General features: G+C 59.8%; 28 protein-coding genes and 2 tRNA genes. 20 read left to right on the top strand and 10 right to left on the bottom strand.

The window, feature by feature from the left end:
* Positions 1–76: 76 nt before the first annotated feature.
* Positions 77–1,150: a bifunctional DNA-binding transcriptional regulator/O6-methylguanine-DNA methyltransferase Ada gene (gene ada / locus IB250_RS14560; RefSeq protein ID WP_063343970.1), complete on the top strand. Its 1,074-nt coding sequence runs from the start codon at positions 77–79 to the stop codon at positions 1,148–1,150.
* On the opposite strand, the gene IB250_RS14555 is transcribed toward ada, so the two are convergent.
* Positions 1,114–1,602, bottom strand: coding sequence for a GyrI-like domain-containing protein (locus IB250_RS14555; RefSeq protein ID WP_123494761.1), 489 nt, complete (start codon positions 1,600–1,602; stop codon positions 1,114–1,116). The genes ada and IB250_RS14555 overlap by 37 nt on opposite strands.
* Before the next feature lie 53 nt (positions 1,603–1,655).
* Positions 1,656–2,639: an MDR family oxidoreductase gene (locus tag IB250_RS14550; protein WP_192344600.1), complete on the bottom strand. Its 984-nt coding sequence runs from the start codon at positions 2,637–2,639 to the stop codon at positions 1,656–1,658.
* Between the two features lie 160 nt (positions 2,640–2,799).
* Between IB250_RS14550 and IB250_RS14545 the strand changes: the two genes are divergently transcribed.
* The 9 genes from IB250_RS14545 to IB250_RS14505 all read left to right on the top strand — a co-directional run bounded on the left by IB250_RS14545 (position 2,800) and on the right by IB250_RS14505 (position 9,475).
* Entirely contained in the window at positions 2,800–3,864 is a 1,065-nt protein-coding gene (locus IB250_RS14545; RefSeq protein WP_192344599.1) for an NAD(P)H-dependent flavin oxidoreductase, read from the top strand.
* Positions 3,865–4,080: 216 nt separating this feature from the next.
* Positions 4,081–4,839: a molybdate ABC transporter substrate-binding protein gene (gene modA / locus IB250_RS14540; RefSeq protein WP_192344598.1), complete on the top strand. Its 759-nt coding sequence runs from the start codon at positions 4,081–4,083 to the stop codon at positions 4,837–4,839.
* Positions 4,840–5,520 (top strand): molybdate ABC transporter permease subunit, encoded by a 681-nt coding sequence (modB, locus tag IB250_RS14535; RefSeq protein WP_192344597.1) that lies wholly within the window; start codon positions 4,840–4,842, stop codon positions 5,518–5,520.
* 3 nt (positions 5,521–5,523) lie between these two features.
* Positions 5,524–6,603, top strand: coding sequence for a molybdenum ABC transporter ATP-binding protein (gene modC, locus IB250_RS14530; RefSeq protein WP_192344596.1), 1,080 nt, complete (start codon positions 5,524–5,526; stop codon positions 6,601–6,603).
* Positions 6,604–6,678: 75 nt separating this feature from the next.
* Entirely contained in the window at positions 6,679–7,716 is a 1,038-nt protein-coding gene (locus IB250_RS14525) for a DNA topoisomerase IB (protein ID WP_192344595.1), read from the top strand.
* 70 nt (positions 7,717–7,786) lie between these two features.
* The gene (locus tag IB250_RS14520; RefSeq protein ID WP_007900018.1) at positions 7,787–8,044 is read left to right on the top strand and encodes a hypothetical protein; all 258 of its coding nucleotides are present in this window, start codon (positions 7,787–7,789) and stop codon (positions 8,042–8,044) included.
* 130 nt (positions 8,045–8,174) lie between these two features.
* The gene (locus IB250_RS14515) at positions 8,175–8,405 is read left to right on the top strand and encodes a hypothetical protein (RefSeq protein ID WP_008012835.1); all 231 of its coding nucleotides are present in this window, start codon (positions 8,175–8,177) and stop codon (positions 8,403–8,405) included.
* Between the two features lie 310 nt (positions 8,406–8,715).
* Positions 8,716–9,000 carry a hypothetical protein gene (locus tag IB250_RS14510; RefSeq protein WP_008012834.1) on the top strand — a complete coding sequence of 95 codons (285 nt, stop codon included), beginning with the start codon at positions 8,716–8,718 and terminating at the stop codon, positions 8,998–9,000.
* Between the two features lie 46 nt (positions 9,001–9,046).
* Positions 9,047–9,475, top strand: a complete 429-nt coding sequence (locus IB250_RS14505; protein WP_192344594.1) for a hypothetical protein — start codon at positions 9,047–9,049, stop codon at positions 9,473–9,475.
* A 163-nt stretch (positions 9,476–9,638) separates the two neighbouring features.
* On the opposite strand, the gene IB250_RS14500 is transcribed toward IB250_RS14505, so the two are convergent.
* The 3 genes from IB250_RS14500 to IB250_RS14490 all read right to left on the bottom strand — a co-directional run bounded on the left by IB250_RS14500 (position 9,639) and on the right by IB250_RS14490 (position 11,175).
* A tRNA-Leu gene (locus tag IB250_RS14500) sits at positions 9,639–9,725 on the bottom strand.
* 195 nt (positions 9,726–9,920) lie between these two features.
* Positions 9,921–9,994: transfer RNA gene (locus IB250_RS14495), tRNA-Cys, on the bottom strand.
* 275 nt (positions 9,995–10,269) lie between these two features.
* Entirely contained in the window at positions 10,270–11,175 is a 906-nt protein-coding gene (locus IB250_RS14490) for a helix-turn-helix domain-containing protein (protein WP_192344593.1), read from the bottom strand.
* Positions 11,176–11,498: 323 nt separating this feature from the next.
* On the opposite strand from IB250_RS14490, the gene IB250_RS14485 reads away from it, so the two are divergent.
* Positions 11,499–12,809, top strand: a complete 1,311-nt coding sequence (locus IB250_RS14485; RefSeq protein ID WP_192344592.1) for an ABC transporter substrate-binding protein — start codon at positions 11,499–11,501, stop codon at positions 12,807–12,809.
* 171 nt (positions 12,810–12,980) lie between these two features.
* Complete coding sequence (locus IB250_RS14480) at positions 12,981–13,754, top strand: L-iditol 2-dehydrogenase (RefSeq protein WP_192344591.1); 774 nt, start codon at positions 12,981–12,983, stop codon at positions 13,752–13,754.
* Positions 13,755–13,840: 86 nt separating this feature from the next.
* Here IB250_RS14480 and IB250_RS14475 read toward each other — a convergent pair whose 3' ends face one another.
* Genes IB250_RS14475 through nirB form a run of 3 tightly spaced genes read right to left on the bottom strand, consistent with a single transcriptional unit; the run spans position 13,841 to position 17,260 of the window.
* Positions 13,841–14,281: a CBS domain-containing protein gene (locus tag IB250_RS14475; protein ID WP_008071340.1), complete on the bottom strand. Its 441-nt coding sequence runs from the start codon at positions 14,279–14,281 to the stop codon at positions 13,841–13,843.
* Positions 14,282–14,312: 31 nt separating this feature from the next.
* Entirely contained in the window at positions 14,313–14,699 is a 387-nt protein-coding gene (nirD, locus tag IB250_RS14470) for a nitrite reductase small subunit NirD (protein ID WP_095631088.1), read from the bottom strand.
* The gene (gene nirB / locus IB250_RS14465) at positions 14,699–17,260 is read right to left on the bottom strand and encodes a nitrite reductase large subunit NirB (protein WP_192344590.1); all 2,562 of its coding nucleotides are present in this window, start codon (positions 17,258–17,260) and stop codon (positions 14,699–14,701) included. The genes nirD and nirB overlap by 1 nt, the downstream gene beginning before the upstream one ends.
* Here nirB and IB250_RS14460 point away from each other — a divergent pair.
* From IB250_RS14460 to IB250_RS14445, 4 genes are all read left to right on the top strand, one after another.
* Positions 17,199–17,810 (top strand): hypothetical protein, encoded by a 612-nt coding sequence (locus IB250_RS14460; protein ID WP_192344589.1) that lies wholly within the window; start codon positions 17,199–17,201, stop codon positions 17,808–17,810. The two genes, nirB and IB250_RS14460, sit on opposite strands and share 62 nt — an antisense overlap.
* 247 nt (positions 17,811–18,057) lie before the next feature.
* Entirely contained in the window at positions 18,058–18,663 is a 606-nt protein-coding gene (locus tag IB250_RS14455; RefSeq protein WP_192344588.1) for an SCO family protein, read from the top strand.
* A complete protein-coding gene (locus IB250_RS14450; RefSeq protein WP_192344587.1) occupies positions 18,663–19,136 on the top strand; it encodes a copper chaperone PCu(A)C in 474 nt (157 codons plus the stop codon). The genes IB250_RS14455 and IB250_RS14450 overlap by 1 nt, the downstream gene beginning before the upstream one ends.
* A gap of 123 nt (positions 19,137–19,259) precedes the next feature.
* Entirely contained in the window at positions 19,260–20,228 is a 969-nt protein-coding gene (locus IB250_RS14445) for a bifunctional 5,10-methylenetetrahydrofolate dehydrogenase/5,10-methenyltetrahydrofolate cyclohydrolase (protein WP_225603509.1), read from the top strand.
* Positions 20,229–20,419: 191 nt separating this feature from the next.
* On the opposite strand, the gene IB250_RS14440 is transcribed toward IB250_RS14445, so the two are convergent.
* A complete protein-coding gene (locus IB250_RS14440) occupies positions 20,420–20,938 on the bottom strand; it encodes an SgcJ/EcaC family oxidoreductase (RefSeq protein ID WP_192344586.1) in 519 nt (172 codons plus the stop codon).
* 170 nt (positions 20,939–21,108) lie between these two features.
* Here IB250_RS14440 and IB250_RS14435 point away from each other — a divergent pair, with 170 nt between their 5' ends.
* Genes IB250_RS14435 through IB250_RS14420 form a run of 4 tightly spaced genes read left to right on the top strand, consistent with a single transcriptional unit; the run spans position 21,109 to position 25,728 of the window.
* Positions 21,109–22,293 carry a sensor histidine kinase gene (locus IB250_RS14435; protein ID WP_192344585.1) on the top strand — a complete coding sequence of 395 codons (1,185 nt, stop codon included), beginning with the start codon at positions 21,109–21,111 and terminating at the stop codon, positions 22,291–22,293.
* Positions 22,290–22,943 carry a response regulator gene (locus tag IB250_RS14430; RefSeq protein ID WP_192344584.1) on the top strand — a complete coding sequence of 218 codons (654 nt, stop codon included), beginning with the start codon at positions 22,290–22,292 and terminating at the stop codon, positions 22,941–22,943. The genes IB250_RS14435 and IB250_RS14430 overlap by 4 nt, the downstream gene beginning before the upstream one ends.
* A complete protein-coding gene (locus IB250_RS14425) occupies positions 22,940–25,267 on the top strand; it encodes an ATP-binding protein (RefSeq protein WP_192344583.1) in 2,328 nt (775 codons plus the stop codon). The genes IB250_RS14430 and IB250_RS14425 overlap by 4 nt, the downstream gene beginning before the upstream one ends.
* A complete protein-coding gene (locus IB250_RS14420) occupies positions 25,264–25,728 on the top strand; it encodes a response regulator (RefSeq protein ID WP_123494785.1) in 465 nt (154 codons plus the stop codon). The genes IB250_RS14425 and IB250_RS14420 overlap by 4 nt, the downstream gene beginning before the upstream one ends.
* Here the strand turns inward: IB250_RS14420 and IB250_RS14415 are convergent.
* Entirely contained in the window at positions 25,705–26,622 is a 918-nt protein-coding gene (locus IB250_RS14415; protein ID WP_192344582.1) for an alpha/beta fold hydrolase, read from the bottom strand. The genes IB250_RS14420 and IB250_RS14415 overlap by 24 nt on opposite strands.
* Between the last annotated feature and the right edge of the window lie 150 nt (positions 26,623–26,772).

The raw sequence follows: 26,772 nt of genomic DNA, 5'->3' as shown, positions 1-26,772 counted from the left end.
TCGACCGCAAGACCCGGAGTGTGGCACCTCTGCCGGCTGGTTAATCTGCATGAAACGGGTCAACGGACATGAAGCCATGACAACTCATTCGAAAAATATCGCCACCGAAAACGATCCTCGCTGGGCTGCTGTGGTCGCACGCGATCCCCGCGCCGACGGGCAGTTTGTGTATGCGGTGAAAACCACCGGCATCTACTGCCGCCCCAGCAGCCTGGCGCGCTTGCCAAAGCCGCAGAATGTTGAATTCTTCGACACCGCCGAGCAAGCTCAGGCGGCAGGTTATCGTCCCAGCAAACGGGCTGCGAAAGATCAAAGCGATGTCGCCGCACAACACGCCACGACCGTGGCCGCCGCATGCCGTCACATCGAATCCGCCGAGACGTTGCCGGCGCTGAATGAACTGGCGGACGCAGCCGGCCTGAGCAGTTTCCACTTCCATCGCGTGTTCAAGGCCATCACCGGCCTGACGCCCAAGGGCTACGCCACCGCCCATCGTTCACGCAAGGTTCGCGAGCGCCTGGCGGACGGCGGCACGGTCACCGACGCGCTGTATGACGCCGGATTCAACTCCAACAGCCGATTCTATGAGGCCGCCGATCAAGTGCTGGGCATGAAGCCCGGCGATTACCGTGCGGCCGGGCAGAACAACGACATTCGTTTTGCCGTCGGCCAGTGTTCCCTCGGGGCGATTCTGGTGGCGCAAAGTGAGCGCGGCGTCTGCGCGATTCTGTTGGGGGACGACCCGCATCAATTGGTCTGTGACCTGCAGGACAAGTTTCGGCGCGCCAACCTGATTGGCGCCGATCATGAGTTCGAGCAGTTGATCGCCAAAGTGGTGGGTTTTATCGAAGCCCCGGCGCTCGGCCTGGACTTGCCGCTGGATGTACGCGGCACGGCGTTTCAGGAACGGGTGTGGCAAGCGCTGCGGGAGATTCCCGCCGGCAGCACCGCCAGTTACGCCGATATCGCTCAGCGCATCGGCGCCCCCAAGGCCGTACGCGCCGTGGCCCAGGCCTGCGGCGCGAACAGCCTGGCGGTGGCAATCCCTTGCCATCGCGTGGTGCGCAGCGACGGCAACCTGTCGGGCTATCGCTGGGGTGTGGAGCGCAAGCGTCAGTTGCTGGAACGCGAAAACGCGGCTGAGTCCTGAATGCCGATATAGACCGCCACGGTCTCCGGACCGGTGTAGACCTCGAAGTCCGTGGCGAACTTGCGGCGAACCTGCGGGTTATCCTCGAAGTAGGCCCAGACCAGGCCCCACGTCTGGATGACGCTGTCGGGCATCGGCCCTTTGGCGCTGAACACCAGGTAATCGCCGCCCTCAACCTGAATCTGCGCAAAGTCCTCGGAGGGCGCGGTAACCGCCGCACCCGCGGTTACATCGAAGTAGCCCGAAGCATCGGATTCGTAGTTGGAATAGACGCCGTACATAAACGAGTCCGGCTGTTTGTGGGCGATCTTGTCGAAAACGTCCTCAACGAAAAACTGTTCCCACATAGGGCCGATACGCGCGGTATCTGGCTGCTGTTCTGCGGCATTAAGCGTTCGCACCTGCAACCCCGAGACACTAAAGGGCAGCACTTCACGCAGCTTTACATCCATTGTCGCTATTTCCTTGTTTCTACAATTTGTCTGTTTGATTGGCGCCGAGACGATCAACGATTGACGTCGACCACCACCCGACCGCGCAACTGGCCGGCAAGCAGGCGCTGGGCCGCGTCGATGGCTTCACTCAAGCCGATTTCGTGACTGATCAGCGGCAGCAAGGTGAAATCCAGATCCTTGGCCAGGCGATTCCAGGCCAGTATCCGCTTGGCTTTGGGTTGGGTCACGCTGTTGATGCCGGCCAGGGTCACACCGCGCAAAATGAACGGCGCAACGGAGGCCGGGAAGTCCATGCCCTGGGCCAGTCCGCAAGCAGCGACGATGCCGTTGGCCCGAGTGCTGGCGCAAGCGTTGGCCAGCGTGTGGCTGCCGACTGAATCGATCACCGCCGCCCAACGCTCCTTGGCCAACGGTTTGCCCGGCTCCGACAACGTGGCGCGATCGATGATTTCGCTGGCGCCCAATTGCTTGAGATAGTCGTGCTCGGAGGTACGACCGGTGGATGCCACCACGCGATAGCCAAGCTTACTCAGCAACGCGATGGCGAAACTGCCTACGCCACCGTTGGCGCCTGTCACCAGCACTTCGCCTTGATCGGGGTTCACGCCGTTGTGCTCCAGCGCCAGGATGCTCAGCATCGCCGTGTAACCGGCCGTGCCGATGGCCATCGCTTGCGCGGCGGTGAAGGCTTTGGGCAACGGGATCAGCCAGTCGCCATTCAGGCGAGCTTTCTGCGCCAATCCGCCCCAGTGTCCTTCGCCCACACCCCAGCCATTGAGCAGGACTTGATCACCAACCTTGTAGTCCGGATGACTGCTGGCTTCGACAGTGCCCGCGAGATCGATCCCCGGCACCATCGGGAATTTTCGCACCACCGGGCTGCTGCCCGTGATCGCCAGGCCATCCTTGAAGTTCAGCGTGCTGTACGCCACGCGCACGGTCACATCGCCTTCAGGCAATTGATCATCACTGATCTCTTGCAGCGTGGCCCGGTAACCGTTGTCGTCCTTGTCGATCAAAATGCCTTTGAACATCACTGCCTCCCGATGGAATCGCTCAGTTGTCGTGCTGTTGAAATAACACATGAAAACACATCGCCGTAGCCGACTTTAAGCCAATCCTCAAACTCGACTGGCCTTGCGTCAGTCATTACTGATACAAATTCGCTTCTACCGACGTCGGAGAACACTGCACATGAGTCAATGGCCAGACACCCGCATTCTCGACCTGCTCGGGATAGAACTGCCGATCATCCAGGGCCCCTTGGCCGGCGCGACGACGTCGGCCATGGTGATTGCGGTGAGTAACGCTGGCGGCCTGGGCTCGATGCCCGCGGCAATGCTGAGCATCGAGCAATTGCGCGAGGAGCTGAAAACGATTCGCCAACACACCCGGCGCCCGCTCAACGTCAATTTCTTTTGCCATCAACCTCCGCCACCCGATGAGCAACGCGCCCGCGACTGGAAGAATCTGCTGGAACCGTATTACCGGGAATTGGGTGTCGACTTCGACGCGCCGACGCCAGTGTCCAATCGCGCACCGTTCGATCATGCAGCCTGCGAAGTGATCGAAGAATTTCGTCCTGAAGTGGTGAGTTTTCACTTCGGCCTGCCGGAAAAGTCCCTGCTGGATCGGGTAAAAGCTACCGGGGCGAAAATTCTCTCTTCGGCGACTACCGTCGAAGAGGCCATCTGGCTGGAACAACATGGTTGCGACGCGATCATCGCCATGGGTTACGAGGCCGGCGGTCACCGGGGGATGTTCCTCAGTGATGACCTGAGCAGCCAGGTAGGGACCTTTGCCCTGGTGCCACAAATCGTCGATGCGGTGAATGTGCCGGTGATTGCGGCGGGCGGGATTGGAGATGCACGGGGCGTGGCGGCGGCTTTTCTGCTGGGCGCTTCGGCGGTCCAGGTGGGTACGGCTTATTTGTTCACGCCGGAGGCCAAGGTCAGCGCGTCTCACCACAAGGCGTTGCGCACGGCCAAGGAAAGCGAGACGGCGGTGACCAACATTTTCACCGGGCGCCCGGCGCGCGGGATTCTCAATCGGGTGATGCGAGAACTGGGCCCCATGTGTGACAAAGCGCCGGCCTTCCCATTGGCGGGCGGTGCGCTGATGCCGTTGCGGGCCAAAGGGGAAGCGGACTTCAGCAATCTTTGGGCTGGGCAGGCGTTTACGTTGGGGGTTGAAATGACTTCGGCAGAGCTGACCCGGTGGTTGGCGGATGAGGCGTTGGCGAAACTAACTCACCGCTAGACACAGAACCTGTGGGAGCGGGCTTGCTCGCGAAAGCGGTGTGTCAGGCGACATCAATGTTGACTGTACCGTCGTCTTCGCGAGCAAGCCCGCTCCCACAGGTTCCAACGGCATTCAGTGCCAACCTCCACTTTGCATCCGGCAAGTTCCGTTTACAGGTATTTCGCTATATATTCCGCTATATAGCGTTTCACTCGCCTACCACGGAGCCGTTTCATGATCATTCGTGCCTCACGTATTGCCCCCGCGTGCCTGTTCACCGTGTTCACTTTCGGGTCCGCCCAGGCGGATGAAGTCCAAGTCGCCGTTGCTGCCAACTTCACCGCGCCGATCCAGGCCATCGCGGCCGATTTCGAGAAAGGCACCGGGCACAAACTGGTCACCTCCTTTGGTGCAACCGGCCAGTTCTATACCCAGATCAAGAACGGCGCGCCGTTCGAAGTGCTCCTCTCGGCAGACGACACCACCCCGAAAAAACTTGAAACCGAAGGCGACACGGTCAAAGGCTCGCGCTTCACCTACGCCATCGGCACTCTGGCGCTGTGGTCGGCCAAGGACGGTTATGTTGACGCCAAGGGCAAGGTGCTGAGCGACAATCAGTATCAGCATCTGTCCATCGCCAACCCGAAAGCTGCCCCGTATGGCCTGGCTGCCACTCAAGTGCTGGCCAAACAGGGGCTGACCGACAAGGTCAAAGACAAGATCGTCGAAGGCCAGAACATCACCCAGGCGTACCAGTTCGTCTCCACCGGCAACGCCGAACTCGGTTTTGTGGCCTTGTCGCAGATCTACAAAGACGGCAAAGTCACCAGCGGTTCGGCCTGGATCGTGCCGGCCGATCTGCATGACCCGATCAAACAAGACGCGGTGATCCTCAATAAGGGCAAGGACAACCCGGCCGCCAAGGCGCTGGTTGACTACCTCAAAGGTCCGAAAGCCGCCGCTGTCATCAAATCCTACGGTTACCAACTCTAAATGACGCTATCGAGTGCCGATTATTCCGCCATCTGGCTGACTCTCAAACTGGCGTCCCTGACGACCGTGATCCTGCTGGTCATCGGCACTCCGATTGCTTTATGGCTGTCGCGCACCCGGTCCTGGCTGCGCGGTCCGATCGGGGCGATCGTCGCCCTGCCCCTGGTGCTACCGCCGACGGTGATCGGCTTTTACTTGTTGCTGGTGCTCGGCCCTAACGGGTGGGTCGGCCACTTCACCCAATCGCTGGGGCTCGGCACCTTGACCTTCAGTTTTGCGGGGTTGGTGATCGGCTCGGTGCTGTACTCGATGCCGTTCGTGGTCCAGCCGCTGCAAAATGCTTTTTCCGCCATCGGCACTCGCCCACTGGAAGTGGCTGCAACCTTGCGCGCCAATCCCTGGGACACGTTCTTCAGCGTGATTGTGCCGCTGGCCCGCCCCGGTTTCATCACCGCGGCCATTCTTGGTTTTGCCCATACCGTTGGCGAGTTCGGCGTTGTACTGATGATCGGCGGCAACATTCCCGACAAGACCCGCGTGGTCTCGGTGCAGATCTACGATCACGTCGAAGCCATGGAATACGCCCAGGCTCATTGGCTGGCCGGGGCGATGCTGGTGTTCTCGTTTGCAGTATTGCTGGCGCTCTACTCCAGCCGTAAAACCAAAGCGGTCTGGAGCTGATCGATGATTCATGCGCGCTTGAAACTGAATTATTCGGGCTTCTCCCTGGATGTGGACCTGCAACTGCCCGGCCGCGGAGTGACGGCGCTTTACGGCCATTCCGGCTCGGGCAAGACCACGTGCCTGCGCTGCATCGCCGGCCTGGAGCGGGCCGAGCAGGGTTTTATTCAGGTCAATGATGAAGTCTGGGAAGACAGCGACAAAGGGATATTCGTACCGCCGCATAAACGCGCCCTGGGTTACGTTTTCCAGGAAGCCAGCCTGTTTCCACATTTGTCGGTGCGGGGCAATCTTGAGTTCGGCCTCAAGCGCATCCCTCGCCAACAGCGCCGGGTCGACATGGCCCATGCCACTGAGTTACTGGGGATCAGCCATTTGCTGGATCGCGATCCGCAGAACCTTTCTGGCGGCGAGCGCCAGCGGATCGGCATCGCTCGCGCCCTGCTCACCAGCCCGAAACTACTGCTGATGGACGAACCGCTGGCGGCACTCGATACCCAGCGTAAAAACGAAATCCTGCCGTATCTGCAACGGCTGCATGACGAACTGGATATTCCCGTGCTGTACGTCAGCCATTCCCAGGATGAAGTCGCGCGGCTCGCCGACCACCTCGTTCTGCTCAGCAACGGCAAGGCTTTGGCCAGCGGCGCCATCGGCGAAACCCTGGCCCGGCTCGATCTGCCGCTGGCGCTGGGCGACGATGCCGGCGTGGTGATCGAAGGGCATGTCAGCGCCTATGACGCTGACTATCAGTTGTTGACCTTGCAGCTGCCCAACACGGACCTGAGCATTCGGGTCACCCATTCACCGATGGCCGAGGGCCAGGCACTGCGCTGCAAGGTCCAGGCGCGGGATGTCAGCCTGAGCCTGCAAGGCGTCGAGCAAAGCAGCATTCTCAATCGCCTGCCGGTCACGGTGATCAGTGAAATCGGTGCCGATAACGCCGCTCACGTACTGATCCGCCTGAACGCGGCCGGCACACCGCTACTGGCGCGAATCACCCGCTATTCCCGGGATCAATTGAGCCTGCACCCCGGACAGCAACTCTGGGCGCAAATCAAAGCGGTGGCGGTGCTGGCCTGAATCCGTCGGCACCCCGACGATGGCGCGCGGTCAATGGCTTAACGCCCCATGATTCGTCGCCCAGGATTGCCCGCCATGCCAGATACCGCGTTGCCCGATGTTCTGCCGCCCGACCTGCATTACGTCGATGACAGCCAGCCCGGCATCACCCGCAAACTCCTGCGCGGCAAGTTTTGCTACTTCGACCCGGCGGGACAACGCATTACCGATCCGGATGAAATCAAACGCATCAATGCACTCGCGGTGCCGCCCGCCTACACCGATGTGTGGATTTGCCCCGACCCGCGCGGCCATCTGCAAGCCACCGGCCGCGACGCCCGCGGTCGCAAGCAATACCGTTATCACCCACGCTGGCGAGAAGTGCGCGATGCCGACAAATACTCGCGCTTGCGGGACTTCGGCCTGGCCCTGCCGAAACTGCGCAAACAACTGGAAGCGCTGCTGGCGGCCCCCGGCTTCAGCCGCGACAAGGTCATGGCCACGGTGATTACCTTGCTCGATGCGACACTGATCCGGGTCGGCAACACGCAGTACGCCCGAGACAACCGCTCCTACGGCCTGACGACCCTGCGCAACCGTCACGTCGAGGTCAACGGCAGCGCGATTGTGTTCCAGTTTCGCGGCAAGAGCGGCATCGAGCACCAGATCACCATAAAAGACCGGCGCCTGGCGCGAATCATCAAGCGCTGCCTGGAAATCCCCGGGCAAAACCTCTTTCAGTATCTGGACGAAAACGGCGAGCGGCACACCATCAGTTCCTCCGACGTCAACGCCTACTTGCAGACGCTGACCGGTGCCGATTTCACCGCCAAGGACTACCGCACTTGGGCCGGCAGTGCGTTGGCATTGGCGGTGCTGCGCGAGTTGCAGTGGGAATCGGAAGCCGACGCGAAGCGGCATGTGGTGGAAATGGTCAAGAACGTCGCCCGGCAGTTGGGCAACACTCCGGCGGTTTGCCGCAAGTGCTACATCCATCCGGCGGTCGTCGATGGTTTCATGCAGGGCGCATTATCCAAACTGCCGCGATCAAGAGGACGTAAAAGATTGAGGGCCGAAGAAGTCGCGTTGGCTGTGCTTCTGGAGAAGCTGATCGAGACGGCTGAAACACCCTAAGACCTCTTTCGAGGCGAACCAAACCGACGAACTGACCTGTCCTTTTTTTGCGTGATTGCAAAGGGCTTCTATGCTTGATCTGAATACGAATAGCTTCGGTGACGCCATGGAAGACATTTTCGTTGTGAAACGCTGCAACAAGATCATCATTCATGGCCGCCGGGCCGGAGAACCCGATCACCCGCCACCCGATGCTGCCGTCTGGTATCGCATTACCGATACCCGCACTCGCGGCTTCATCGGTGACGGCTTCGATCTTGAAGAGGACGCCGCGCGCGAATGTCGGCGGCTTAACGCGGTCAGCTCGCCGAAGTCCCGGCAAGCCTGAAGCTGACCTGTTTTATTTCCGGGTCTATACTTAGAGGTGCTGAAGGATCAGCGACCCATCGGCAGAAAGCTCGCTCCCCGCGGGCTTTTTGTTGCCCTTTACCCGATTTCTTTGAACGGAGGTGTATGTCATGTCCGAGAAAGAGTCCATCACCACCCTGCTTACCCTGCTTGACTCCCGTCAGGCGCGCCTTGCCGCTGCCTGCAAGGAAATCGCCGACTGGGTTGATAATCAAGGGGGGCATCCGACAGCCCTCAGGATTCGCGATCGTCTGAACGACATCGAGAAAGACACGCCGCAGATTCGCAGCGCGCTGTCTTCACTCAAACCTGTAGAGCCGCCGCTGCCTCGGTTCAGATGAGTCGACCCCAGTACTTGAGCCAAGCACAAAGCCCCCTTCAGGGCACCTGAACGGTGACAATCGTCACCAGGCTTATACCTGCCTGCCCATCATGCGCTACACACCCACCCGGCCAAATTTGCCGGGATTTTTTTGTTTGTGTCTTTTCCCATTTCACATGGCCTTCACAACTCATCCCCTACAGTGCATCCACTCCTTTCAAGAAATCCCCCTGGCCCGCCCGCATGCGGGCCTTTTTTTGCCTGTTATATAACGAACGAACGCCCTCGCCTGTCTGTCGAACGATTACACATCACGAAGGAGATACCCCATGGTCACTCACTTCAAAGTCGGCGGGCACCTGGCCTGCGGACACAAAGGCAGCAACCTGACGTCAAGCAGCATACTGACCCGGGTGAAATGCCGAAGCTGCCGAAACACCGATGCGTTCAAAGAAGCACGCAAAGCCGAACGCAACGCTGCCCGTCGCGCTGCACGCAAGGCCAAAGCAACCCACACCGCCAATGACTGGCGCGCAGCCTGGACCCAGCGGCTGATCGAAATGCCCGGTTTGCAAAGACTGCCGCGCGGTTTCACCGGCCAGCCATTCGTGTAGCGACTCCCTGATCCCCGCATGGGGCGCAATAGGAGAGGAAACACCGATGAACACTAGACTGGTTCTGCTTCTGATCGTCTGCCTGTGCCCCACGTGGGTGATGGCCCAAGGATGCGACGTCAAGACCCGATCCCAAAGCCCTTCAGTTCCGGTGATCGAAACACACTCCTGCTATGAGTACGAAGGTATGCCGGTGGACTCCATCGATTGGTCCTGCAGCAACGAGAGCAAGGAAATGCTGACCAGCACCAAGAAAAAAGTCGCACAGTGCGGCGATCACTATCGGGCCACCTGCCTGGGCACATTGACTGCAGAGGGGCTGGCCAACCCTCAGTCGATAAGCAAGGACAAGAACAGCAAACCGCTGAACATTCCCGACAATGCCCAGGTCATCACGTATTACTACAGCGTCGAGAACCTGCCGCAGGCCAAGATCGATTGCGAAACCGGTGGTGGGAAATGGACGCAGAAGTAGCTGCTTTATGAGCTGAAGGTACTCAGGGTCGATACAGGCGAGATAGCGAGCATCGCGGCTGAATTTCTTAAGTGATGGGTGTTAACGATAGGCCTGTCAAAAATTGAGAGGCAGAAACGACAAAGGCCTGCATGAGAAACCTCATGCAGGCCTTTGATAAATATGGTGCCCGAAGCCGGAATCGAACCGGCACGCCCTTACGAGCGGGGGATTTTAAGTCCCATGCGTCTACCAGTTTCGCCATTCGGGCGGTAGCGCGATAAAGCAGTCTGAAGACTGACCAATAACGATCTGGCAGTTCTGACGCTTGTGCAGCAGAGGGGGAAATATATACATCCCGCCCCGGTGAAGCAAGTTCGCAAAGATCCTTTTCAAGACTAAATCTTGCAGGACTGCGAAAATAAAAAAGCTCCGTAGATCATGGATCTACGGAGCTCGTTTAAAGTGGAGGCCGAAGTCGGAATCGAACCGGCGTAGGTGGATTTGCAATCCACTGCATAACCATTTTGCTATTCGGCCTCAAACATCTGATGTCAGTAGCACAACATCAAACGTGTAAACTCGTATCTGGAAACAAGATTCTAATCTAGTATCCAACCCTTTGAAATCTAAGGGGTTTTCGTGTTCCCTAAGCAGGAATGGACGCAATTCTGGACTGGTTCGAAAGGCATGTCAAGAACTGGAGAAAAATAATTCAAGGTCCGTCCCGTCAGCCTTAAAAGATCGCAGACTTCGGCGGCGCCCACAGGCGCGTAGGAGCTGCCGAAGGCTGCGGGCTTTTGATCTTGTGCCCTTTAATGACTGACCGCCACCACCCTTTGCAACCGCTGCCGATACTGACTGGGAGTTTCCTGCATTTCATGTCGGAAGTGCCGATTGAAATTCGACAAATTGGCATAACCCACTTCAAAGCAGATATCTGCAACGCTGAAACTGCTTTGCGCCAGCAAACGGCAGGCACGCTGGACCCGCAGTTTACGTGTCAGGTCGACGAAGGTATGGCCAGTGGCGCGCTTGAAGAATTTGGAGAAGGCCGGTTCGCTCATGTCCAGGCGCTGGGCGATGACGGACATCCGCAGCTCATCCGCGAGATCGTTGAGGATGTAGTCGAAGACAATACTCATGCGCCGGGCCGTCAATGCGTCGAGCATCGGCGCATATTGCAGGCTGGCGAGCGTCTGCCGCTCGGTGTCGGGGGCCGATGCCAACAACTGCAGCAACGACAGGAACAGGCACAGCCTCTGCAATCCTTGGCACTGACCGATTTCTTCCAGCAGTCGGGCCGCTTTTTTACGGGTCACGCCATGGAACTGGATGCCCCGGGCCGCCTGACGAAACAGGCTTTGCAACTCGCTAAGTTCAGGGACCTTGTCGCGCAGCTGCATCAGCATCTGACCATCGAATTGCAACACGACGTCGCGGCCGGCAATCACCTCCCCTTTGCCCAGGTCGCTGATCCAGTCGTGAGGCAGGCCTGGACCGATCAGGGCGACGTGGCCGGCCTCGAACAGGCCGATGTAGTCACCCGCCAATAGCCGACCACTGCCTTCGCGGATCAGGTGGATCTCGAATTCCGGATGATGATTCCAACGCGCAAGGTCGAAGGGATAGTCATGCTCGTACCAACGAAAGCTGTGCTGGGGCTCGTTCAGAATGACTTCAAGCGCGGGTGGCTTGTCTGCAGTTACGTGATGGTTCATCACCCTGGCGATTCCATTTTTGTTGGTTTTATCAAGGTACCGCGAAGCCCGAGAGGAGTCGAAGCTGATTCGAAACTCTACGGCGCTGTTATCAGACTCACCCTAAACAGACAGTAATCCTAGCGTGCTATATGGCGGCCACTGATACTTTTTTTCCATGGCTCTACGTGGTTAAAAAAGTATCAGTGACGCGTATGCCGTTCATTTGTTCACCACTTGGGTTGCTGTAATCCTGTGTTCATCCCGTTGCGGCCATGACTCGCACCGTGGATTACAACAACAATAAGTGCCTCTGCCGCCCAAGGCGCAGAGCGGAGAACACGATGAAGATCATCCCAAGCGCATTTTTTCTATCCGCCGGCCTGTCCTCTGCCCTGCTCTGCCAGGCTGCCGAAACGGTGACCATCGCCACCGTGAACAACAGCGACATGATCCGCATGCAGCGGCTGTCCAAAACATTCGAACAGCAGCATCCGGACGTGAAGCTCAACTGGGTGGTGCTTGAAGAGAACGTGTTGCGTCAGCGCCTGACCACTGACATTGCCACTCAGGGCGGTCAATTCGACGTGCTCACCATCGGCACGTACGAAACACCGCTGTGGGGCGCCAAGCATTGGCTGGAACCGATAAAGGATCTGCCCGCCAGCTATGAACTCGAGGATATTTTCCCCTCGGTTCGTCAGGGACTGTCAGTCAACGACACGCTCTATGCCCTGCCGTTTTATGGCGAAAGTACCATCACCTATTACCGAACCGACTTGTTCAAGAACGCCGGCTTGAGCATGCCCGAGCACCCGACCTGGACGCAGCTCGGTGAGGTCGCCGGCAAGCTGCACCAGCCGGACAAAGAGCAGTATGGAATGTGCCTGCGCGGCAAGGCTGGTTGGGGTGAAAACATGGCGCTGCTGACCACCATGTCCAACGCTTTTGGCGCGCGCTGGTTCAACGAGCAGTGGCAGCCGCAACTCACTGGACCGGAATGGACCGCCGCCGCGAACTTCTACGTCAACACCCTCAAGCAGTACGGCCCGCCGGGTGTGTCGAGCAATGGTTTCAACGAGACACTGGCCCTGTTCAACAGCGGCAAATGCGCGATCTGGGTCGATGCCAGCGTCGCCGGCTCTTTCATTACCGATACAACTCAAAGCAAGGTCGCCGATAAGGTCGGCTTCGTCGCGGCGCCCACGCAGGTCACCGACAAGGGTTCGTCCTGGCTTTATGCCTGGTCGCTGGCCATCCCTGCGACGTCCAAACACAAGGAAGCCGCCAAAGCCTTTGTGACGTGGGCGACCTCCAAGGAATACATCCAACTGGTCGCCGATAAGGATGGCATCACCAACGTACCGCCGGGCACTCGTATGTCCACCTACAGCGACGCCTATTTGCAGGCTGCACCCTTCGCCGGTGTCACGCTGAAAATGATGCAGAACGCCGACCCTGCACACCCGTCAGTCCAACCCGTGCCTTATGTCGGTATCCAGTACGTGACCATTCCTGAATTCCAGGCCATCGGCACGTCGGTCGGCAAGCTGCTGTCTGCGGCGCTCACCGGGCAGATGCCGGTTGAGCAGGCTCTGGCCTCGGCCCAGCAAACCACCGAACGCGAGATGAAGCGCGCTGGTTATCCCAAGTAGGGGTAATCCGTGTGGGAGCGGGCTTGCTCGCGAAGGCGGCGTGTCAGACGGCATCGATGTTGGATGTGCTGCCCTCTTCGCGAGCAAGCCCGCTCCCACATAGGTGCTCCGCTGACTTGCCATGCCCTCAAGGGGGCATCTCTCTATAGCTCTAATGAATGGATGGGAAAAATGAAACGTTTGGAAGGAAAAAGCGCCCTTATCACCGGTTCTGCCAGAGGCATCGGAAGAACGTTCGCGCAAGCCTATATCCGCGAAGGCGCTACGGTCGCGATCGCAGACATCAACCTGGAACGCGCGCAAGTGACTGCGGCCGAGCTGGGACCGAATGCCTATGCGGTCGAGATGGACGTGACTGATCAGCAGTCAATCGACGGCGCTATCGCAGCGGTCATCGCCACCTCAGGCAAGCTCGATATCCTGATCAACAACGCGGCCCTGTTTGATCTCGCACCGATTACGGAAATTTCTCGCGAGAGCTACGAACGGCTGTTCTCGATCAACGTGTCCGGCACCCTGTTCACCCTGCAGGCCGCGGCCAAACAGATGATCCGCCAGGGCCATGGCGGCAGAATCATCAATATGGCCAGTCAGGCCGGTCGACGCGGTGAAGCGCTTGTCGCGGTGTATTGCGCGACCAAAGCGGCAGTGATCAGCCTCACGCAATCGTCCGGTCTTAATCTCATTCCCCATAACATCAACGTGAATGCCATCGCGCCGGGCGTGGTGGACGGTGAGCATTGGGATGGCGTCGATGCGCTGTTCGCCAAATATGAGAACCGCCCGCTTGGGGAAAAGAAAAAGCTGGCGGGTCAGGAAGTGCCCTACGGACGCATGGGCACTGCAGACGATCTTGTCGGCATGGCGATCTTCCTGGCATCAAACGAGAGTGAGTATGTCGTGGCGCAAACCTATAACGTCGATGGCGGCAACTGGATGAGCTGACGAGTATCGAACCCGAATTAAAGCCCCTACCGAACAGGCCATGTCTACTGCACCGTAGACATGGCCTGCTCGTTCCCGTCCGGCCCTCAATGCCCGCGAATGTAGTGCTCCAGTTGCCGAATCAAATCCGCCTGCTCGACGATGGCTTCCTTGACCAGATCGCCAATCGACAACAGCCCGATCAGTTCACCGCTCTCCAGCACGGGCAGATGGCGCAAATGACTGTCGGTCATGACCGCCATGCAGCGCTCGATGCTCTGCTGACTGTCGGCGGTCACCACCGGCGCGCTCATGATCTCGCGCACCGGTGTACCGACCGAAGATCGGCCCTGTAGAACCACCTTGCGCGCATAGTCGCGCTCGCTGATGACGCCGACCACCTGCCCGTCTTCAATGACGGGCAACGCGCCGACGTTCTTCTCGGCCATCATTTTCAGGGCGTCGAGGACCATCTGATCCGGCGCGATGCTGTGCACCTGCTGGTTTTGCACGACTTTCAGTTTGAGCAACTGTGCGGCTGTCTTCATCAACGTTCTCCGATACGGTTCAGAGCGGCGATCAAGCCGCCGCGACTTCCACGACGCCGGCGTTCAGGCGCACCGGCCACACCCGCAGGCGCTGCTCCGGGTACTCCAGGCAACTGCCGTCTTCGAGACGGAAATGCTGCTTGTAGATCGGCGACGCCACCACCAGGTCACCCTTGAGGCTGCCGATCAGTCCGCGGCCGATGACGTTCGCGCCGGATTGCGGATCATGGTTGTCGATGGCGTAGAGGGTGCGACCTTCGGCCTGCGGCAGGTAGAACAGCGCCACCTGCGCGCCGTCGAGCCAGACCACGACGCCGGAGTTGCTGACCAGATCCTGCTGGCTGCACACCGCCTGCCACGCCTGAGCATTGGCCGCGGTTGCAGGGACTTCGACACGCTGGGTATTGGACTGACTCATCAGGCATTCTCCTCGGTGACAGGGATAAGGTTGAGTTCGGCGGCCATGATCGGCCGGCGTTGACCGCGTTCCTGAACAAAATGGATGTCCGGGTCCGGGCGTTGATCGTTGACGAAGGTGCGGAAGCGCTTGAGTTTTTCCGGGTCTTTGAGGGCGTTGGCCCATTCGCATTCGTAGCGGTTGACCACCAGTTGCATCTGCGATTCGAGTTCTGCGCCGAGCCCCAGGCTGTCGTTGATGACCACGTCCTTGAGGTAATCCAGGCCGCCCTCCAGGCTTTCGCGCCAGACCGAGGTGCGCTGCAATTTATCGGCGGTGCGGATGTAGAACATCAGGAACCGGTCGATGTAACGGATCAGGGTTTCATCGTCCAGGTCAGTGGCGAACAGCTCGGCGTGGCGTGGGCGCATGCCACCGTTACCGGCGACATAGAGGTTCCAGCCGTTCTCGGTGGCGATCACGCCCACGTCTTTGCTCTGCGCCTCGGCACATTCACGGGTACAACCGGAGACCGCGAACTTGAGCTTGTGCGGCGAACGCAGGCCTTTGTAGCGATCCTCGAGGGTCAGGGCCATTTTCACGCTGTCCTGCACGCCGTAACGGCACCAGGTGCTGCCGACGCAAGACTTCACCGTGCGGGTCGATTTGCCGTAGGCATGCCCGGTTTCGAAACCGGCCTCAATCAACTCGGACCAGATGTCCGGCAACTGATGCAACTGCGCGCCGAACAGGTCGATCCGCTGGCCGCCGGTGATTTTCGTGTAGAGGTCGTATTTTTTTGCCACCACGCCAATCGCGATCAGCTTGTCGGCTGTGATCTCGCCCCCGGCGATGCGCGGCACCACCGAATAGGTGCCGTTTTTCTGCATGTTGGCCATGAAAGTGTCGTTGGTGTCCTGCAACGGCACCAGCGAGGCATCCATGATCGGCTGGTTCCAGCACGAGGCGAGGATCGAGCCCACCGCCGGTTTGCATACGTCGCAACCGGTGTGGCCGCGACCGTGCTTGGCCAGCAGTTCTTCGAAGGTGATCACCCCTTCTACCCGCACGAGCGCATAAAGCTCCTGACGGGTGTAGGCGAAGTGTTCGCACAGGCTCTTGTCGACACTGACGCCACGGGCAATCAATTCATGCTCGAACACTTGCTTGAGCAGCCCTGCGCAACCGCCGCAACCGGTGCACGCCTTGGTCTGCGACTTGAGCAGGCCCAGGTCTGTGCAGCCACCGTCGATGGCCGAGCAGATCGAGCCCTTGGTGACGTTATGGCACGAGCACACCGTCGCCGCCTCAGGCAACGCGCCCGGGCCCAGGGTTGGCGCACCGGTGGACGATGGCAGAATCAGGCTGGCCGGTTCCGACGGCAAGGCAATGCCGTTCTGCATGTATTGCAGCAAGGTGTCGTAGTAGCTGTTGTCGCCGACCAGCACCGCGCCGAGCACGCGCTTGCTGTCAGCATCCACCACCAGGCGGCGGTAGCTGGCCGTGGCTTCATCGATGAACTGATAACTGCGCGCACCCGGCGTCTGCGCATGGGCATCGCCGATGGAGCCGACATCCACGCCGAGCAGTTTGAGCTTGGTCGACATGTCGGCTCCCTGGAACGGCTCCGCCACTTGATTGCACAGCAGCGTCGCGACGCCACGGGCCATTTGATAACCCGGAGCGACCAGACCGAAGAGGCTGCCATTCCAGGCCGCACACTCGCCGATTGCGTAGATGTTCGGATCGCTGGTCAGGCATTGGTCATCAATCACCACGCCGCCACGGGGACCGATGTCCAGCGCACATTGGCGGGCCAGCGCGTCTTGCGCGCGGATGCCGGCGGAGAACACGATCAGGTCGGCTTCAAGGAATTCGTCATTGGCAAAATTCATCCGGTAGCGGTACTGCTCGCCGGCACTGATCGACTGCGTGCCACGGGACAGGTGCACACTCACACCGAGCCGCTCGATCTGCGTCTTCAGCGCCAGGCCACCCTGCTCGTCCAGCTGCACTGGCATCAGACGTGGGGCAAATTCCACCACATGCGCTTCCAGGCCCAGGCTTTTCAGGGCGTTGGCCGCTTCCAGACCGAGCAGGCCACCGCCGACTACTACGCCGCGCCGGGCATTGGCCGCCGCGGCACGAATCGCGTCGAGGTCTTCGAGGGTGCGATAGACCAGGCGCGAGTCACCTTCCGCACCTTCAATAGGCGGCACAAACGGATAGGAACCGGTGGCCAGAACCAATTTGTCGTACGCGACGCAACCTTGTGCGGTAATCACCTGGCGTCGCGCTCGGTCGATTTCCAGCACCGGCACGCCCAAATGCAGAGTGACGCCCGGCGTCTGGTACAGAGAGGCTTCGCCCAGGGCCAGCGACTCGGCATCGCGACCGCCGAAATACTCGGACAGATGCACCCGGTCGTAGGCGCGCATCGGCTCTTCGCTGAAGACATGCAGCCGGTAATGGTCGAGGGCACCGCGCTCGATGAGCTGCTCGACACAATGATGTCCGACCATGCCATTGCCGATCACGATCAGTGTTTGCAGTTTGTTCAACGCGGCAACATTGGAATTCATAGTAAGCACCCAGCCAAAGCCAATCACGGTTAAAAAAAGCAAAAAAAAACGCCTGAAACCTCTCGGTTTCAGGCGTCTTTGCCTGTTCTTCGCGGTGTTCGACCTGGCGCCTTCGCCGGATCCACCGATGTTGCCCACGACCTGCTCGGCCGCTCGATCATCGTTGACCGAGTGGGCTGCCCATCTGTTTTCGATGGACCTGAAGGTATCAATGCAGCCTTTGTGCCAGTCTGCGGCGTATGACTTCCTCAGTTCTGGAAAACCGACCTCTGAACGATGGGGGAATGTGGTAAAGACACCGGCCCAGGCGGGTCTCATCAGGCGCGATTCAACTTTGCAGGCCCCCGCGAGCGTGTGGGCGGACATTGGAGCGGAAGGAAGGAATAGCTCAGGAAACCGCTTCGCACTGGTGCACATTGTCAGGCATGGCTCTTTAAAAGTGCATGCAGCTACGTTCTATTTGGGCTTGAGCAATGCCAGTGAGCTAAGCGCGAATCCCTGTGGGAGCGGCGGTGCGACGATTCGACTTGCTCGCGAAAGCGGTGTGTGAGGCGACATCAATATTGACTGTGCCGCCGTCTTCGCGAGCAAGCCCGCTCCCACAGGGATTCGCAACATTGCCGGAATGCGCGTGTTTAAAAGCCATGTTGTCCCGAAGCCGCGACCTTTTGGCGCATGACCGGCGGGCCATCGATTGAGCGCCATAGCGCAACAGTTTGTTAACATCCGTGCGCTTTTTTTCGTCTGATTGATCAGCCACTGTAGATTCCCGGTCGCTACACAGGATGCTTTTTTCCATGAGTACGTTGTATACCCGTCGCACGGTCCTGCAAGGCATGAGCCTGTTGAGCCTTGGCCTGCTCGCCGGCTGCGATGACAGCAGCAAGCTGTCGTTCAAGTACGGCAAGGACCTCAGCGACAAGATCATGGGGCGCACCTTCAAACTCAAGGACGCCCAGGGCGAAACCCGGATGCTGGGCAGCTACCGTGGCCTGATGCCGATGGTTTTTTTCGGTTTCACCCAATGTCCGGCGGTCTGCCCGACGACGCTGGCCCGTGCGGCACAAGCGAAAAAACTGATGGGCCGCGATGGCGAACGCCTGCAAGTGATCTTCATCACCCTGGACCCCGAACGCGATACGCCGCAAATGCTCGACGCCTACGTCAAAGCCTTCGATCCAAGTTTCGAGGCGCTGCACGGCTCGCTGGAAGAAACCGCCGCCACCGCCAAGGAGTTCGGTGTGTTCTTTGAAAAGATCCCGAGCGGCTCGACCTATACCCTCTCCCATACCGCGACCAGCTTCGTATTCGACTCCCGAGGCACTTTGCGCCTGGGGCTGTCCGCGTCCCTTACCGCTCAAGAGTGTGCAGAAGACCTGCTCACCGTCATGGAGGTCTGCTGATGACTTCGATCTACGCACCACGTATTAAACAGCTGACCCTGGGCCTTTTCCTGATCGGCACGGCCTGGCAGGTGTGCGCCCAAACCCAGGTGAACGACGCTTGGGTCCGCGCGACGGTGGCCGGCCAGCATTCGACCGGCGCCTTCATGACCCTGCAGGCCGACAGCGACAGCAAACTGCTCAGCGTGCAGTCGCCAGTCGCGAACACCGTGCAAATTCACCAATCCAGCATGAAAGACGATGTGATGAGCATGAGCCAGGTCGAGTCCGTCGCGCTGCCGGCCGGCAAACCGGTGAGCTTTGATCCCCATGGCTACCACATCATGCTGATGGACCTGACGACTCAGGTGAAGGAAGGCGACAACGTGCCCCTGACCCTGACCGTGGAAAACGCCAAGGGCGAAAAAGAGACGATCAAGGTTGACGCCGAGACTCGGGCGCTCGGCATGCAGGATCACAGCAAGATGCATTGAGAGGCTCAATCCCGGCCCGTCTGATCGCCGCTGTTGCGGTGGTATTGGCCTGCCCTCAACTGGTAGCCTGTGCGTCCCTGCCTGCATGTCTCTGATGGATCATCGGCGCGCGAAGACGCCTTGATGATCACTTCACCCCTTTCAATCAAGACGACGGTGACGCATTTGATCAGCAGTACCCCATCACTGGCCCGCGATATCGACGGCAAAGCCATTTCTGCCCAGGTTCTCGACGAGGTCCGGGAAGAGGTTCTGGCCCTTGCCGGCCAGCAAATCTATCCCGCCCTGGCGGTCCTGTTGGTCGGTGACGACCCGGCCAGCCACGTTTATGTGCGCAACAAACTGCTGCGCGCCAAGGAAGTCGGTATCCGCTCCCTTGAATACCGCCTGCCGGAAACCGCCAGCCAGACCCAGGTGCTGGAACTGATTGCGCAACTCAACGCCGATGCCTCGGTGACCGGCATCCTGGTGCAACTGCCCTTGCCTGCCACTATCGACGAACAGGCGGTGATTCAGGCCATCGACCCGATCAAGGACGTGGACGGTTTTCATCGGGAAAACGTCGGTGGGCTGGTGCAAGGCATGGAGGTCCTGACCCCGTGCACGCCCAGTGGCTGCATGCGCCTGCTGCACGAGACCTGCGGTGATGACCTGAGCGGCTTGCACGCGGTGGTCATCGGCCGTTCGAACATTGTCGGCAAACCGATGGCGACCTTGTTGTTGCAGGCCAACTGCTCGGTCAGCGTGGTGCATTCGCGTAGCGTCGACGCCCCGGCGTTGTGCCGGCTGGCGGATATCGTGGTCGCAGCGGTGGGTCGGCCTGAGTTGATCGACGCCAGTTGGCTCAAGCCCGGTGCGGTGGTCATCGATGTCGGCATCAACCGCATCGCCAGCGAATCCGGCGATCGTCTGGTGGGCGATGTCGACTATGCCAGCGCCCGCACCGTCGCCCGGGCGATCACCCCGGTGCCGGGTGGCGTCGGGCCGATGACCATTGCCTATCTGCTGAAAAACACCCTGATCGCCAGCCAGTTGCAACTCGCCGCACAGGCCCGCGGGCAGCAGCCTGCAGATGACTTGGCGTTGAACTGACACAACGCACACGGCCCACTTCAAAGTGGGCCGTGTCGGTAATGCCAGTCAGGCGCGGAACCTGTGGGAGCGGGCTTGCTCGCGAAAGCGGTGTGTCAGGCGACATCAGTGTTGGATGTGCTGACGCCTTCGCGAGCAAGCCCGCTCCCACAGGGATTGTGTCTTAACCACATGAAGCGTCGAAAACGCGGTTACTTCCCGGCGTGCAGCACCTGTGCTTGCGGCATCGCCGAAGAGTGATGGTTGAGAATCTTCCACTGCCCGCCAACCTGTTCATAGACGAAGGTGTAGCGCGCCTGCACCTGACGAGTCTTGCCATCGGCCTCGGTCAAGGTAAAGGTGTAGACGCCACTGTCCATCGCCACATTGGCGCCTAATGGACGGATCTCACGGAAGTTGATCTGGCCCACCGGCTTGAGCGCCATGAAGTGATCGAAGTAGTCCTTGATTTGTGCCGGCGTGGTGCGCACCTTGTTGGAAACCGTCGGCTGCAGCACGGCGTTCGGCGCGTACAGGTCGACCACGCTCTGAACATTGCCGCTCTTCAATGCGCTATTCCATTGATCAAACAGCGCGGCGATTTCACGATCCTTCACGTTACCGGGCTGTTCGGCCACGCTGCTGTAGACGTAAGGCACTGCCTCCAACGCCTGGGCCAACGGGGTGGTCAGGGCGAACAACAGGGCGATGGTTGAGGTCTTGAATTTCATTGCGCGATTCCAATGGTGGTCGATGGCCACACTGTGCCGCTCGGAACGTCGCCCGCCATCGGCCAACCGGAGTCATTTGCCTATGCCATTCGGCAGATAGCGCCCTGCCCCGTCAACAAGGTTTAATGACGCCCCAGCCCGAACGGGCGAGCCTGCGCCGGAATATGCCCATGCAAAACCCTGATCATGACCCCGGTAGCGCCTTGGCCATTCGCACCCAGTATCGGCAATCGCAAAGTCGCGCCGCGCGGCTGCGGCTGCTGGTGGATACCGGCCAGGAACTGACGCAACTGGCCCCTGAGGCCATGCGTCAACGGGTGCTGCAACGGGCCTGCGCGTTCCTGGCGATGGACCACGCGTTACTGCTGGAATGGGACGTGGATGCGCAGGTCAAGACCACCGCCAGTCACGGTAGCCGTGATCGTTTACACAGCCTCGAGCGTCTCGCCGATACCGCGATGTGCTCCCCGCAATGGCAGGAGCAGCCCAGCGCGGTTCTGCCCAATGTGCTGCGGGTGCCGTTGCGCGGCGGCGATGGCGCGGCCTTCGGTGCGTTGGTGCTGGCCAACAGTGTCAGCATCAGTGCACCGGACACCGAGGACCTCGAATCCCTGCAATTGCTCGCCACCCTGCTGGCCGCGCACCTGGAAAACCAGCGGTTGCTGGATGCACTGGTCGCGCGCGAACGCACCATGTCCGACCTGGTGCATCGATTGTTCAGGGCACAGGAAGACGAACGCAAGCGCATGGCTTACGACCTGCACGACGGCCTGGCGCAAACCCTCGCCGGGCTGCATCAGCGCCTGCAAGGTTTTGCCGGCCGCTGCCCGCCACTGCCCGACGAACTCGGCGCAGACTTACAAACGATTCTTGCATTGGCCCAGCATTGTGTCGGCGAAGGCCGGCAATTGATCAGCGGCCTGCGCCCGACGGTACTCGACGACTTTGGCTTGCTGAAGGCGGTCGACAAAGAAGCGGATCGCCTGCGCGACGCCGGGATCAAAGTGAACTGGAGTGCGCGTTGCGAAGCACGCTTGCCCAGCCAGGTGGAAATCGCCCTGTTCCGGATCGCCCAGGAAGGCATTAACAATATTCTCAAACATGCGCAGGCCAGCCATGTCGTCCTCGCGCTGGAACTGCACGAAGGACTGGCCTCGCTACGGCTGAACGACAACGGCAAAGGTTTTGCCATGGAACAACGGCTCGACACCTGCGGCGCCCGGCACTTGGGGCTCGCGGCGATGAAGGAACGCGCAAGCCTGCTGGGCGGCGATTTCACTTGCGTCAGCCATGCGCATGGCGGGACGCAACTGCGCGCCACCGTACCTTTCGACCTCAATGGAACAGCTCAATGACTGAAGTTTTACGTCTGGTTCTGGCGGACGATCATGAGGTCACCCGGACCGGTTTCGTCGCGCTGCTGGCGGGCCATCCGCAATTCGAAGTGGTCGGCCAGGCCCGCGATGGTCAGGAAGCGGTGGACGTTTGTGAGCGCTTGCTGCCCGACATCGTCATCCTCGACATTCGCATGCCCGTGCTCAACGGGTTGGGCGCGGCGCGGATTCTTCAGCAGCGCCTGCCGGCCCTGAAAGTGGTGATCTTCACCATGGACGACAGCCCGGATCACCTGGAAGCGGCGATGAACGCCGGTGCCGTGGGTTACCTGCTCAAAGACGCCAGCCGCAATGAAGTGATTGACGCCTTGCAACGCGTCGCCGCGGGCGAGGAAGCTCTCAATAGCGCCGTCAGCGCCCGCCTGCTGCGGCGCATGACCGAACGCAACGCCAGTGGCGCCGCACCTGCCGAAACCTTGACCGCCCGCGAACGCCAGGTCCTCGGGTTGGTAGCCAGCGGCTTCAGCAATCGTGAAATCGGCGAAGAACTCGGTATCACCACGGGTACGGCCAAAGCCCACGTGGAACGGGTCATCGGTAAACTCGGCGCCGCCGACCGAACCCAGGCGGCAGTTCGTGGCATGGCCCTGGGGCTGGTGACCCAGTCATGAAGGTTTCAAATGCTCGACGCTGGGCCGATCTGCCATTACGCGGCAAAGCCCTCGTGGTGATTTCCCTGCCGTTGGTAATCCTGTTGCTCTCACTGGTGCTGATCTACATCACCGAGCGTCAGACCGCACGCGCGGAAGAGGACGTGCGCCGGGTGCTGCTGGTGCAAGGCGACATTCAGGCCGTGCACACCCTGCTCGCCGAGGCTGCCGCCAGCGTGCGCGGTTATCTGCTGACCCGTCGTGAGGATTTCCTGCCGGGTTATCGGCAAGCCAAGCCCTTGATCGAATCCGCCCTGCGACGGCTCGACAGCAACGTTCGCGATGAGCGGGTGCGCAAACATCTGGAGGCGATCACCCCGTTGATCGAGACCAAGGTCGAGGGGCTGGTTGAACTGCTCGACGATCGCAGCGCCACACCCGAGTCGATCACCACCATCCTGATCAGCAACAAGCACATCCTCGACGAATTGCGCGAACGCATCAGCGCCATGCGCACCCTCGAGGATACGTTGCTGGCCGAGCGTACCGCGGCCGCTGCCTCCACTCGACAGCGGTTGTTGTTCTCCACCCTGCTGGCTGCGGCGTGCGGGTTGTTTGGCGCCATCGTGGCGGTGCTGTTTCTGTCCAAGGGCATCGTCGCCCGGGTCAAACAGGTCCAGGGCAACGCACAACGGCTGGCACTCGGTCAGCCGTTACTGCCGCAGCCGCCGGAGAACGATGAGATTGGTCAATTGGGCACGCGCCTGGTCGAAGCCGGGCTGTTGCTGGCCGAACGTGAACGGGCGTTGCGCGACAACGAAGAGCGCCTGCGGCTGATCATCGACGGGGTGAAGGACTACGGTATTTTCGCCCTCGACACACAGGGCTTCGTCACCAGTTGGAATGCGGGCGCCGAACGGATCAAGGGCTACACCGAACAGGAAATCGTCGGCCAGCATTTTTCGGTGTTTTATCTGTCGCAAGAATGCCCGCAGCATCCAGACATGGCGCTGCGCGAGGCCACTCGCGACGGTCATTACATGGAAGAGGCCTGGCGTTGCCGCAAGGATGGCAGCCGCTTCTGGGCCAGCGTGGTGATTACCGCGCAATACGACAGCAGTGGCGCCTTGCGCGGATTCTCCAAGATCACCCGCGACATCACCGATCGCCGCGTGGCCGAGATAGCCCTGAGCACCGCACGGGAAGAAGCCGAACGCGCCAGCCGCGCCAAAAGCGAGTTCCTGTCGCGCATGAGCCACGAACTGCGTACCCCGCTCAACTCCATTCTCGGCTTCGCACAACTGTTGGACATGGACTCACCCAAGGGGCAGCGGGCACAGATCGGTCATATCCTGCGGGCCGGACAACACCTGCTGACCCTGATCAACGAGGTGTTGGACATCGCCAAGATCGAAGCCGGGCGCCTGCCGCTGAATGTTGAAGCCGTGCCCTTGGCAGTGGTGCTGCAAGAAGCCCTGACACTGGTTTCCCCCATGGCCTGCGACGCTGGCATTCAACTGGTCGAGTTGCCGATGCTGGCCGCCGACAGCGGAATCGTCGCCGATCGGCAACGTCTGGTTCAGGTGCTGCTGAACCTATTGTCCAACGCGATCAAATACAACCGGCCCCAGGGCCAGGTGCGCATCGAAGTCAGGGTTATTCAACAGCGAATTGCCGTGTCAGTCTGCGATACCGGCAAGGGCATTGCGGCCGATCGCCTGGAGCAACTGTTCAAGCCATTCGAACGTCTGGAGACCGATCCGAACGTGGAAGGCACCGGCCTGGGCCTGGCCTTGAGCAAAAGTCTGCTGGAAATGATGAACGGCAGCCTGACCGTCAAAAGCCAGCCCGGCGAAGGCGCAAGTTTCACCCTGGAATTGCCCTTCGTGCGCCTGCAGCCAATCACCGAGCCACCGGTTGCACGAATCAGTCACCCAACGGTCACGGCCGCCCTCGCCGCTCCCGATTACCAGGGCAAAGTCCTGTGCATCGAAGACAATCTCTCAAGCCTGGCCCTGATCGAAACCCTGCTGCAACGTCGGCCGCACATCCAGTTGCTCTCAAGCATGCAGGGGCAAATGGGTCTGGACCTGGCCCGTCAACATGCACCGCAGCTGATATTGCTCGACGTGGCGCTGCCGGATCTGGATGGTTTCAATGTGCTGCAACGCTTGCGTCAGTCTTCCATCACCCGTGCCATTCCCGTGCTGATGATCACCGCCGATGCCAGCGACCTCACGCATCTGGCCTTGCTGGAGGCGGGAGCGACGGCGGTGCTGACCAAGCCGATTAACATCCCTTCATTCCTCGCCCATCTTGACCAGCATCTACCGGAGCCCGTGTGAACACCGACCTGCGCATTCTGATCATCGACGACCAGCGGCCCAACCTCGACTTGATGGAGCAGTTGCTTGTCCGCGAAGGGCTGACCAATGTACTGAGCAGTACCCAGCCGCTGCGAACCCTGGACCTGTTCAACAGCTTCGAGCCTGACCTGGTGATTCTCGACCTGCACATGCCGGAGTTCGACGGCTTTGCCGTACTGGAACAACTCAACCGGCGCATCCCGAGCGGCGAATACCTGCCGATCCTCGTGCTCACCGCCGACGCCACCCGCGATACCCGCCTGCGCGCGCTGGCCCTGGGCGCCAAAGACTTTATCAGCAAGCCACTGGACGCCCTGGAAACCATGCTGCGCGTCTGGAACCTGCTCGAAACCCGCGCGCTGTATAAAGCTTTGCGTACTTTGGTCCCGGCGGATCAGATCGAGTTGCTGCGCCAGTTAAAGCCGCACCCAGTTAGCTGACTGAAGGGGCGGAATCACTGACGCTTTGCTACTGAACGTCAGGTCACGGGGCTGGCTCGGTATTTTGGCGACCGGCTGCAGAAAGCCCAACAAGGCCTGCTGGGTGTCATTCCAGGCCGTCGGGTGTTCCATATCGAGGAAGTGCCCGGCGTTCTTGATGGTCTGAAACTGAGCCTGACGGGAATGAGTTGCGAAAAGACGGGCGTCTTCCACCGAGGTGTACTCATCCCGTTCGCCGTTGATAAACAGCAGCGGAACTTCGATGGCATCGGCACAGGAAACGTAGCAATGAGTGTCCTGAGTCAGCACTTCGTTGACGTGAAAATGCATCTGCCGGTATTCGTGTTCATCAAGGCTGCTGACATGGCGTTCGTTGAAACGCTTGAACAGCGACGGCAGATGCTTGCCGATCGTGCTGTTGATCAAGCGCCCCACATTGCGCCGATCACAGGCCTGGAGGAAGTGCCGGCCACTCTCCAGATAATCGCGCATCGGCGTATTGATTCGCGCCGCGAATGAACTGATCACCGCTTTTTCGATTCGTTGTGGGTGCTGGGCCAGCGCCAGCAAAGTCGCTGCGCCGCCCCAGGAAAAGGACAGCACATGCTGCGCCCGAAAGTGCTCGATCAACTCCAGCAATATTTCGGCCTCGTCTTCCTTGCGGATCGGCTGGTCATGCTGGTTGTGTTGTTTCGATTGACCGGCGTAGGGCTGATCGTAGAGGACTACATTGAAGCGTGGCCGCAGGTAGCGCACCGTTTGGGCAAAAGATGCGGTCGTTGCCAGCGAGCCGTTGACCAGAATAATGGTCTTGTCGGCGGTGGCGTTGAGGTAATGCTCGGTATAAACCCTGTACTTCTTACCAATCTGGACGATCGCAGTTTTCAACGTCATTTCATTCTATTCCTTGAACAAATTGGATCAGACACACAGCTTGATTGACCGTCCGGCTTCCTCCGGGCAAGCCTGACAGCACAAACCAGCGACAACGGTACAAGGGCGCTGAGATGAACGCCATGACCAATAAGTCACAAACCGACCAGT

The organism is Pseudomonas sp. PDM09, assembly GCF_014852305.1.
In the GTDB taxonomy this organism is placed as follows: Bacteria; Pseudomonadota; Gammaproteobacteria; order Pseudomonadales; family Pseudomonadaceae; genus Aquipseudomonas.
The sequence above is the reverse complement of the archived record's forward strand: the minus strand, read 5'-3'. Positions and strand labels throughout refer to the sequence as shown.

Excerpts from the sequence above, each read along its gene's own strand:
- modC (WP_192344596.1), top strand. The coding sequence starts at position 5,524 with ATGATTCATGCGCGCTTGAAACTGAATTATTCGGGCTTCTCCCTGGAT.
- IB250_RS14455 (WP_192344588.1), top strand. The coding sequence starts at position 18,058 with ATGAGTACGTTGTATACCCGTCGCACGGTCCTGCAAGGCATGAGCCTG.
- modB (WP_192344597.1), top strand. The coding sequence starts at position 4,840 with ATGACGCTATCGAGTGCCGATTATTCCGCCATCTGGCTGACTCTCAAA.
- IB250_RS14440 (WP_192344586.1), bottom strand. The coding sequence starts at position 20,938 with ATGAAATTCAAGACCTCAACCATCGCCCTGTTGTTCGCCCTGACCACC.
- IB250_RS14450 (WP_192344587.1), top strand. The coding sequence starts at position 18,663 with ATGACTTCGATCTACGCACCACGTATTAAACAGCTGACCCTGGGCCTT.
- IB250_RS14505 (WP_192344594.1), top strand. The coding sequence starts at position 9,047 with ATGAACACTAGACTGGTTCTGCTTCTGATCGTCTGCCTGTGCCCCACG.
- IB250_RS14490 (WP_192344593.1), bottom strand. The coding sequence starts at position 11,175 with ATGAACCATCACGTAACTGCAGACAAGCCACCCGCGCTTGAAGTCATT.
- modA (WP_192344598.1), top strand. The coding sequence starts at position 4,081 with ATGATCATTCGTGCCTCACGTATTGCCCCCGCGTGCCTGTTCACCGTG.
- IB250_RS14475 (WP_008071340.1), bottom strand. The coding sequence starts at position 14,281 with ATGAAGACAGCCGCACAGTTGCTCAAACTGAAAGTCGTGCAAAACCAG.
- ada (WP_063343970.1), top strand. The coding sequence starts at position 77 with ATGACAACTCATTCGAAAAATATCGCCACCGAAAACGATCCTCGCTGG.
- IB250_RS14550 (WP_192344600.1), bottom strand. The coding sequence starts at position 2,639 with ATGTTCAAAGGCATTTTGATCGACAAGGACGACAACGGTTACCGGGCC.
- IB250_RS14435 (WP_192344585.1), top strand. The coding sequence starts at position 21,109 with ATGCAAAACCCTGATCATGACCCCGGTAGCGCCTTGGCCATTCGCACC.
- IB250_RS14515 (WP_008012835.1), top strand. The coding sequence starts at position 8,175 with ATGTCCGAGAAAGAGTCCATCACCACCCTGCTTACCCTGCTTGACTCC.
- IB250_RS14520 (WP_007900018.1), top strand. The coding sequence starts at position 7,787 with ATGCTTGATCTGAATACGAATAGCTTCGGTGACGCCATGGAAGACATT.
- IB250_RS14430 (WP_192344584.1), top strand. The coding sequence starts at position 22,290 with ATGACTGAAGTTTTACGTCTGGTTCTGGCGGACGATCATGAGGTCACC.
- IB250_RS14480 (WP_192344591.1), top strand. The coding sequence starts at position 12,981 with ATGAAACGTTTGGAAGGAAAAAGCGCCCTTATCACCGGTTCTGCCAGA.
- IB250_RS14485 (WP_192344592.1), top strand. The coding sequence starts at position 11,499 with ATGAAGATCATCCCAAGCGCATTTTTTCTATCCGCCGGCCTGTCCTCT.
- IB250_RS14555 (WP_123494761.1), bottom strand. The coding sequence starts at position 1,602 with ATGGATGTAAAGCTGCGTGAAGTGCTGCCCTTTAGTGTCTCGGGGTTG.
- nirB (WP_192344590.1), bottom strand. The coding sequence starts at position 17,260 with ATGAATTCCAATGTTGCCGCGTTGAACAAACTGCAAACACTGATCGTG.
- IB250_RS14425 (WP_192344583.1), top strand. The coding sequence starts at position 22,940 with ATGAAGGTTTCAAATGCTCGACGCTGGGCCGATCTGCCATTACGCGGC.
- IB250_RS14460 (WP_192344589.1), top strand. The coding sequence starts at position 17,199 with ATGCCATTGCCGATCACGATCAGTGTTTGCAGTTTGTTCAACGCGGCA.
- IB250_RS14445 (WP_225603509.1), top strand. The coding sequence starts at position 19,260 with ATGATCACTTCACCCCTTTCAATCAAGACGACGGTGACGCATTTGATC.
- nirD (WP_095631088.1), bottom strand. The coding sequence starts at position 14,699 with ATGAGTCAGTCCAATACCCAGCGTGTCGAAGTCCCTGCAACCGCGGCC.
- IB250_RS14510 (WP_008012834.1), top strand. The coding sequence starts at position 8,716 with ATGGTCACTCACTTCAAAGTCGGCGGGCACCTGGCCTGCGGACACAAA.
- IB250_RS14545 (WP_192344599.1), top strand. The coding sequence starts at position 2,800 with ATGAGTCAATGGCCAGACACCCGCATTCTCGACCTGCTCGGGATAGAA.
- IB250_RS14525 (WP_192344595.1), top strand. The coding sequence starts at position 6,679 with ATGCCAGATACCGCGTTGCCCGATGTTCTGCCGCCCGACCTGCATTAC.
- IB250_RS14415 (WP_192344582.1), bottom strand. The coding sequence starts at position 26,622 with ATGACGTTGAAAACTGCGATCGTCCAGATTGGTAAGAAGTACAGGGTT.